Origin of the sequence: Streptomyces rhizosphaerihabitans (genome assembly GCF_025399795.1) — a bacterium.
Classification (GTDB): domain Bacteria; phylum Actinomycetota; class Actinomycetes; order Streptomycetales; family Streptomycetaceae; genus Streptomyces; species Streptomyces rhizosphaerihabitans.
The window spans coordinates 1-1,349 of sequence record NZ_JAODTZ010000148.1; the positions used below are offsets into that span (position 1 = coordinate 1).

The 1,349-nt window shown below is 70.9% G+C and carries 1 protein-coding gene; it reads left to right on the forward strand.

Annotated features, from left to right (window positions below):
• The first annotated feature begins 239 nt into the window (after window positions 1-239).
• Window positions 240-1,331 carry an IS110 family transposase gene (locus N4G66_RS45115; RefSeq protein WP_261710143.1) on the forward strand — a complete coding sequence of 364 codons (1,092 nt, stop codon included), beginning with the start codon at window positions 240-242 and terminating at the stop codon, window positions 1,329-1,331.
• Window positions 1,332-1,349: the final 18 nt, after the last annotated feature.

Below are 1,349 nucleotides of genomic sequence, written 5' to 3' on the forward strand. Positions count from 1 at the left end.
ACTGACAGTGAGGATGTGTGGTGGCTTCTCCGGTGGGTCTGACTCACGGACTGACCGACGCCGACTGGCTGTCCTCAAGGGGATTCGTCGGCCCGCTCGGGGAAGTCACCGCACGCGACCGGACGGGCGTCCGTGACCTCATAGGAGCTTGGTCCAGAAGCCCCACCACTGTCTTGTCCGCCCGCCCGGCCGGCGCGTGCCGCCCCACCGGGATCAACGAGAGGACGGCAGTGACCAGCATGACGGACCAGGCCCGGGAAGTCACAGGCGGCGTCGACACCCATGGCGAGACCCACCATGCGGCGGTGATCGACCGGATCGGCCGCCACCTGGCCGACCGCGAGTTCCCCGCCACCGGCACCGGGTACCGCCAACTGCTCTCCTGGCTCCGCTCGTTCGGCATGGTGAAGGCCGTAGGCGTGGAAGGCACCGGTGCCTACGGCGCCGAGCTGGCCCGGACGCTGCGACGGGCCGGGCTGAAGGTCATCGAGGTCGACAGGCCCGACCGCAAGACACGCCGGATGAAGGGCAAGTCCGATCCGATCGACGCCTACGCCGCCGCCCAGGCGGTCGCTTCCGGCCGGGCCACCGGCACGCCGAAGAGCCGGGACGGCATCGTCGAGGCGGTTCGCACGCTGCGGGTGGTGCGCCGCTCGGCGGTGAAATCCCGGACCCAGGCCGTCAACCAGGCCCGGCAGCTCCTGGTCACCGCGCCGGAAAACCTGCGGGCCCAGCTCCGCGGGCTGACGGCTGCCGCCCTGGCAAAGGCGTGCGCCCGTCTCCGGCCGGGCACGGACCTCGCCGATCCCGCCCAGGCAGCCAAGGCCGCTCTGCGCCGCCTGGGCCGACGGATCCTGGCTCTGAGCGAGGAGATCGACGAGCTGGAGGCCGAACTGAAGCCGCTCACCGCCCGGGCCGCCCCCGAGCTGCTTGCCCTGCAAGGCGTCGGAGCGGACGTGGCCGGGCAGCTCCTGGCCACCGCCGGTGACAATCCCGACCGCCTGAGCTCCGAGGCCGCCTTCGCCCATCTCTGCGGCGCTGCCCCGATACCGGCATCATCCGGGCGCAGGGACCGCCACCGGCTCAATCGCGGCGGCGACCGGGCAGCCAACCACGCCCTGCACACCATCGTGCTCAGCCGCATGCGCTGGGACGAGCGAACCCGCGCTTACGTCGAACGACGAACCAGCGAGGGCCTGGCGAAGAAGGACATCATGCGCTGCCTGAAACGCCACGTCGCCCGCGAGGTCTACCACGTCCTCATGAAGTCACTCCACACGAGGCGCACCGGGCACAGCACCGCCCAAGGCGACCTCACCGAAGCCGCTTGACATCCATAGGAGCATCCC

Excerpts from the sequence above, each read along its gene's own strand:
- N4G66_RS45115 (WP_261710143.1), top strand. The coding sequence starts at position 240 with ATGACGGACCAGGCCCGGGAAGTCACAGGCGGCGTCGACACCCATGGC.